The 7,638-nt window shown below is 71.0% G+C and carries 1 protein-coding gene and 1 pseudogene; one reads left to right on the top strand and one right to left on the bottom strand.

What is annotated here, in order from left to right; translation table 11 throughout:
• A pseudogene (locus tag ABZW10_RS12645) lies at window positions 1–1,136 on the bottom strand (hypothetical protein); the annotation flags it as partial.
• Window positions 1,137–1,806: 670 nt separating this feature from the next.
• On the opposite strand from ABZW10_RS12645, the gene ABZW10_RS12640 reads away from it, so the two are divergent.
• Window positions 1,807–7,557 (top strand): RHS repeat-associated core domain-containing protein, encoded by a 5,751-nt coding sequence (locus tag ABZW10_RS12640; RefSeq protein WP_355363305.1) that lies wholly within the window; start codon window positions 1,807–1,809, stop codon window positions 7,555–7,557.
• Window positions 7,558–7,638 lie beyond the last annotated feature (81 nt).

Genomic DNA, 7,638 nt, shown 5'->3' with positions numbered 1-7,638 from the left:
CTCATCTTCGGGTACTTCTTGTAGACCCGGGTCCAGTTCTGGCGCCCGCCCCACGCCCAGGACGGGTCGATGTACACCGGGTACTTGGTGTCCGCGGCGGTCAGCAGCGCCTGGTCCGGCGTGATCTGCAGGGTGTTGCCGCTGACCGCGGTCGGCATGACCGCGTCCTTGGCGCCGACCGGCTGCTCGAACCCGCTCGCCGGGTCACCCGCGCCGACACCGGCCGTCGACGCGAAACCCTCCACACCCGGGGCGGCCGGGGCGGCGGCGGACTTCGCGGGCCCGGTGGCGGGCGGGGCGCTGCTGATGGTGGTGGAGTCCCACATCATCGGCGGCGGGCTGGTGAACACCGGGCGCCCGGCGGGGTCGGTGGCCTGCACGGCGCCGGTGGCCGCGTCGGTGGCGACCGTCACACCGACCGTCGACATCGTGTACTTGAGCGTCGCCAGCTCGGGGTTGGCCGCGGCCTGGGGCGTCTTGACGACCACCAGCTGCGAGAAGCCCTCGATCTCGGCCTTCAGCTGCACGTCGACGCCGGGCAGCACCTCGGCGTAGGTGGCGACGTTGCCGGCCAGGGTGGGCTGGGGCAGCGGCTTCGGCCAGGAGAGCGAGAGGGTGCGCCCGTCCTTGACGCCGGTCAGCAGCGGGCCGGCGCCGCCGCCGGAGAAGGCGATGGTGACGGAGGCGGCCTTCGGCTTCACCGAGCCGTCGGCCGCGAACTGCAGCGTCGGGTCGGTGGCCACCCAGGCGCCGCCGCGCAGTACGCGCACCGGGGTCCCGTAGTGGCGCACCGAGAAGGTGCCGTCGGGGTTGGCCCAGGTGTCCGACCGCTCGGTCCGGGCGGTGACGAGTTCGGCGGGGGCGTTGGTGGACTTGGCCTGCTGGAGGGCCTTCTCCTCGGGACTGACCGAGCCGTCGTCGTCGGACGGGTTCACGGCGACGCCCGGAGCAGCCGGCGCGGTCGGGGAGGTCGGCGCGGTCGGGGAGGTCGGGGCGGTCGGGGCGGCCGGCAGGGCCCGGGCGACGGAGGGCGGCACGACGGCGAGGCCGACCGTGAGCCCTCCCACGAGGCCCAGGGCTATCGCCCCGGTCGGACGCACACCACTGCGCCCGTTCCTACTGGAAAGGATGGTCACACTGCTTCCTTCACGATGAGTGCATTTACCGAAAGCGGTAGGACTCTATACCCCACCGCGAGGCACCCTCTCGGTCCTCTCACATCGCCTTCATCTTCGTGATGCAAAGTCAACTTCACTTCGGTCCATCTGTGCTGACGGAAGACAAGAGCGCACACCATCGATCCTGACGAATGATCGCACACGGGACATTACGCCCATCATTTCTCCAGGTGAGCCCAAGAAATCTGCGGTAGGGCCTTGTTAGCCTTCGTCGACTCATTCAGAATCATCGGAGGGACGAGTGAGGCATTTCGTCGTCCGTTGGCTGGCGACCGCAGTCGTGGCCACGGCATTGACATCGGCACTGCCAGGTGCAGCGTCAGCCGCCGAGAACAGCGGCAGGGGACCGGATCTGCCGGCCCTTCAGCAGACCCGGCCGGTGCCCGTGAAGACGGCACCGATCGGCCGGGAAAAGCGGGCCGGCCTGGCCTCGACCGCCACGGAGAAGACCCCCGAGGCGGTATGGCCCGGCCCCGGTGCGATATCCGTGGAATCGGCATCCGAATCGGGCAAGTCGCTTACGGCAAACGTTGATTCACGCGCGAAGGCACTCCCTTCGGGACAGCCGAAGGGAGTCGAGGTCACCGTCGCCGACCGGCAGCACACCCGTGCCGCCGGAATCGACGGCGTGCTGTTCTCGCTCTCCTCGGCGGACCAGACGCCCGAGGGCGGAAAGGTCAAGGTCACGCTCGACTACTCGGCCTTCGCCAAGGCCTACGGCGGTGACTGGGCGTCACGACTGCGGCTGGTCCGGCTTCCCGAGTGTGCGCTGACCACTCCGGACAGCCCGGAGTGCCGCACGCCGGTGCCGCTGGAGTCGGTGAACGAGCCCGCCAAGGGCGCCCTGTCGGCGAGCGTGGACGCCCCCGCCGCCCGCCCGGCGCAGGCGAAGGGCTTTTCGCTCGCCGCCGGGTCCACCGCGGCCGGCGGCGTCACGGTGCTCGCGGCGCTCGCCGACGCCAGCGGCCCCACCGGTGACTACAAGGCCACGCAGCTCCAGGCGTCCGGGGCCTGGTCGGCCGGCGGCTCCACCGGGACCTTCACCTGGTCCTACCCGATGTCGGTGCCCCCGGTGCCCGGCGGACTGCAGCCCGGCGTCTCGCTCGGCTACTCCTCGCAGGCCGTCGACGGGCGCAGCAGCGCCTCCAACAACCAGGCCGGCTGGCTGGGTGACGGCTGGTCGTACGAGCCGGGCTTCATCGAGCGGCGCTACAAGCCGTGCGACGACGACAGGACCGGCGGCACCAACACCGCCAAGGTCGGCGACCTGTGCTGGTTCAACGACAACGCCGTCCTCAACCTCGGCGGCAAGAACACCGAGCTGGTGTACGAGGCCGGCAAGGGCTGGCACCCGGCCGCGGACAGCGGCGAGAAGGTCGAGAAGCTGACCGGCGCCGCCAACGGCGACAACGACGGCGAGCACTGGAAGATCACCTCGACCGACGGCACCCAGTACTTCTTCGGCCTGAACCGCCTGCCGGGCTTCCAGTCGGGATCGGCGGAGACCAGGTCGACCTGGACGGTGCCGGTGTTCGGCAACCAGTCCGGCGAGCCCTGCTACAACGCGTCCTTCGCCAGTGCCTGGTGCCAGCAGGCCTGGCGCTGGCAGCTGGACTACGTGGTCGACGCGCGCGGCAACGCGATGGCGTACTACTGGAACACCGAGACCAACAACTACGCCCGCAACTGGAGCACGACGACCGGCAAGGGCACCGCGACCCCGTACGTGCGCGGCGGCTGGCTCGACCGCGTCGAGTACGGCCTGCGCGCGGACACCGTGTACTCCGCCAAGCCGATGGGCGTCGTCAAGTTCGACGTCGACGAGCGCTGCCTGGCCGACTGCGGCACCTTCGACGAGGCCCACGCCAAGAACTGGCCGGACGTCCCGTTCGACCTGTACTGCGCGGACGGCGCGGACTGCAAGTCCAACGCCTCCCCCACCTTCTGGTCCCGCAAGCGCCTGGTCACCGTCACCGCCAGGGCCCTGACCGGCGGCACCCACAAGGACGTCGACAGCTGGAGCCTGAAGCAGGGCTTCCCGCCCTCCGGTGACGGCCTCTCAACCCCGATGTGGCTCTCCTCCGTCACCCGCACCGGCTGGACCGGCGGCAAACTGGACCTGCCCGCGGTCACCTTCGAGGGCGAGCAGCTGGCGAACCGGGTGGACAGGACCGGTGACGGCCTCGCGCCGTTCATCCGGCTGCGGATGTCGCAGATCACCACCGAGACCGGCGGCACCATCGGCGTCTACTACTCCCAGCCCGGCTGCACCGCGACCGGCCTGCCGGCCGCGAACGGCTCGAACACCAGCCGCTGCTACCCCGTCAAGCGGCGCGAGGGCAGCACGGTGAAGGACGACTGGTTCAACAGCTACGTCGTCGAGAAGGTCGTCGAGGGCGACAACCTCGCCGAGACCCCGGACAAGGTCACCGAGTACTCCTACCCCGACGGCGCCGCCTGGGCGATGAACGAGGACGAGCTCACCAACGCCGACGAGCGCACCTTCTCCGTCGCCCGCGGCTACGGCCGCGTCCAGACCCGCACCGGCGCCGGCTACGACGCCCGGACCCTCACCGAGACCCGCTACTTCCGCGGCCTCGACGGGGCGGCGGTCAAGGACTCGGCCGGCGAGGCCGTCACCGACCGGCCCGAGTTCGCCGGCCAGCTGCGCGAGAAGGCCGTCTACAACGGGGACGGCGGCGCGCTGGTGTCGGCGACCTCGTACACGCCGTGGAGCTCCACCGCCACCGCGACCCGCAACCGCGCCGGGCTGCCGGCGCTCACCGCCCGCTTCACCGGCATCCAGAAGGAGCGGACCCGCACCGCGGTCACCGGCGGCGAGCGCCGCACCTCGCTGTCGCGCACCTTCGACGAGTACGGCCTGCTGTCCACCCTCAGCGAGCTCGGCGACGAGTCCAAGAGCGGTGACGAGCGGTGCACCACGACGACGTACGCCCGCAACACGGGCACCTGGATGCTGAACAAGCCGAGCCGGGTGGAGCTCGTCGGCGCGGCCTGCGGCGCGCCGGTCAACCGGCCGGCGGACGTCATCACCGACACCCAGACCCTCTACGACAACACCACCACCGTCGGCGCCGCGCCCACCGCCGGCCTGGCCACCGAGAGCCGCGGCATCAACGGGGCGGGCAACGGCTACGACACCCTCTCCCGCACCGGCTACGACGCCTACGGCCGCGTCGTCTCGGCCACTGACGCCTACGGCAAGACCACGACGACCGCCTACACCCCGGCCGCCGGGGAGGTCGCGGCCTCCTCCGTGGTCACCAACCCGCTCGGCCACACGACCACCACCGGCTACGAGCCGCTGCGCGGCCAGGCGCTGACGATCTCGGACCCCAACGCCAAGGTGACCACCAGCCGCTTCGACGCGCTCGGCCGGCTCACCGGCGTCTGGCTGCCCACCCGCTCGGCCGCCACCTACCCCGACTCGCCGAACTACGGGTTCGACTACCAGGTGCGCAACAACGGCCCGGTCGTGGTGACCACCCGCACCCTGCAGTTCGACTCCACCTACGAGACCTCGTACGCGATCTACGACGGCCTGATGCGCTCCCGCCAGACCCAGCGCACCTCGCCCGACCGCACGGGACGCCTCGTCACCGAGCAGTTCTACGACAGCCGCGGCCTGGCCTGGCGCGACTCCGGCTCGTACTACGCCGACGGCGCCGCCGAGGGCGTGCTGGTGACCGGGCAGGAGCTGAAGTACCCGTCCTCGACCGACACCCTCTACGACGGCGCCGCCCGGCCGACCGCTGTCATCGGCAAGCGGTTCGGCGACGAGACCAAGCGCACCACGACCACCTACCACGGTGACGGCATCACGGTCGTCCCGCCCAAGGGCGGCACCGCCAAGACCAACCTCGCCGACGCCCGCGGCAACGTGGTCGAGATGAAGGAGTACACCAACGAGGAGCGCACCGCGAGCCAGTCGGTGCTCTACCGCTACGACCAGCGCGGCCAGGTCGTCGAGATGACCGACCCGGTCGGCAACGTCTGGCGCTACGGCTACGACAGCCGCGGCCGGCAGGTCCGGGTCGAGGACCCGGACAAGGGCACCTCGGAGCTGACCGTCGACGTCGGCGGCCGCGTCACCGACGTCAAGGACGCCCGCGGCGTGGTGCTGCACACCGACTACGACGCGCTCGGCCGCACCACCGCCGTCAAGCAGGGTGCCACCAGGCTCGCCGAGTGGACGTACGACACCGCGGCCAAGGGCAAGCCCGATACCAGCACCCGCTATGTGGACGGCGCCGCCTACGTCTCGGCGGTGACCTCGTACAACTCCCTCTACCAGCCGGTCAACACCCAGCTGACCGTGCCGGCCGCGGAGGGCGCGCTGGCCAACACCTACAAGTGGACCACGTCCTACAACACCAACACCGGCCAGCCGATGTGGACCCAGCAGCCCGCGCTCGGCGGACTGCCGGCGGAGCGGATCGTCCACTCCTACACCCCGACCACCGGACTGCCCGTCAGCACCTACGCCGGCGGCGCCCCGATCGTCTCGGTCAGCACCTACGACCACTACGGCCGGACCCTGCGCGACGAGTACGGGGCGTTCGGCTCGCACCTGTGGGCCTCGTACGAGTACGACGAGCACACCGGTAGCCTGCTGCGCGCCGTGAGCGACCGCGAGGCCGCCCCGCAGCGCATCGACGACACCCGCTACACCTACGACCCGGTCGGCAACGTGACCAGCACCTCGACCAGGTCCGGTCAGGACGCGCCGGTCGCGACCGACACCCAGTGCGTCATCACCGACTCGCTGCGCCGGATCACCCAGGCCTGGACCGCGACCGACAACTGCACCGCCGCGCCGTCGGCGAGCACGGTCGGCGGCCCCGACGCCTACTGGACCAGCTTCGGCTACGACGGCGTCGGCAACCGCCGCAGCGAGACCCGGCACGGCCTCGGCGGCGCCGCGGACACCGTGCGCACCTACACCCCGGTCCAGGGCAAGCCCAACGCCCTGGCCGAGGTCACCCAGACCGGCCCCGGCGGCACCGTCAAGGAGAGCTACTCCTACGACGTCACCGGCAACACCACCGGCCGCACGATCGGCTCCTCCCCCGCCCAGACCCTGGAGTGGGACCAGCAGGGCCACCTGGCCAAGCTGACCGGCACCGGGACGGACAACACGTACGTCTACGACGCCGACGGCGGGCGGCTGGTGCGCAGGGACTCCACCGGCACCACGCTCTACCTGCCCGGCGGCAACGAGCTGAAGCTCGCGCCCGGCGCCACCACGCCGGTCGGCACCCGCTACTACAGCCACGGAGGCAGGACCGCGGCCGTGCGCACGGCGGGCAAGCTGTCCTTCGTGCTCGCGGATCAGCACGGCACCGCGACCGTCCACGTCGACTCGGCCACCCAGGCCGTCACCCGGCGCAAGACGACCCTGTTCGGCGCCGAGCGCGGCGCCGCACCCGGCAGCGGCTGGCTCGGCGACCACGGCTTCCTGGGCGGCACCCGGGACGGCGACACCGGCCTGACCCACCTCGGGGCCCGCGAGTACGACCCCAACACCGGCCGGTTCATCAGCGTCGACCCGCGGATGGACACCACCGCCTCCCAGGAGATGGGCGCCTACACCTACGCCAACAACAACCCGCTGACCACCAGCGACCCGTCCGGCGAGGCGCTGCCCGAGTGCTACTCCGGCCAGTACACCTGCACCAACAAGGGCACCCAGCCGGTCGACTACGGCAGCAACTACCTCAACATCACCCGCAACGAGGGCGGCACCCCGGCCCCCGAGTACTGCGCCACCCACGACTGCTCCCCGCCGCCGCCGACCCCGCCGACGCCGCGCAGCAACTCCAAGGGCAACCTGACCAAGGACGAGCGCAAGGCGCGGGCCAACCACCTCGGCGACCAGGACCAGAAGAAGGTCGAGTACCGGGCGGTGACGGAGGAGCAGCGCAAGGAGATGAACCGCTCCTTCAGCTTCACCATGAACGACGCGGAGCTGTCGCTCTGCTGGGACAACAAGTCCGAGTGCACCGTCTACGTCGCCGAGAGCATGTGGGCCATGAGGGAGAACCAGTACAAGGAAGGCGGCCAGGGCGGAGCCGAGGCGAACGCCTACCGGCACGTGCTGTGGCAGGCGAGTCTCACCGCGCGGCTCGGCCGGGAGAAGGCGGAGAAGTGGGCGGCCGCCCACGAGGCCTACTACCCGCCGGAGGAGGAGACGGACCACCGGGTCGACCTGCTGAACAACGAGTTCGCCCAGGCACTCGGTGAACGCGCGGCCCGCGAGGCGAACGGCAACAAGGCCGTGACCGTCCTCCTCATCAAGCGCGGTGCCCGCGAGTACCTGGAGTCCGACTCGTACGCCCGCAAGAGCGACCTGGAGTAGCATCCGCCGCGGTGGACCGCACCGCCGCTTGTTCGACCGGGGTGCCCGCCGGAAACGCCACGAGGCCGGCCCGGCGGGCAC

This window comes from Kitasatospora sp. NPDC004723, assembly GCF_040609255.1.
GTDB lineage: Bacteria > Actinomycetota > Actinomycetes > Streptomycetales > Streptomycetaceae > Kitasatospora.
Note: the sequence above shows the minus strand (reverse complement) of the source record. Positions and strands in the feature narration are given on the sequence as shown.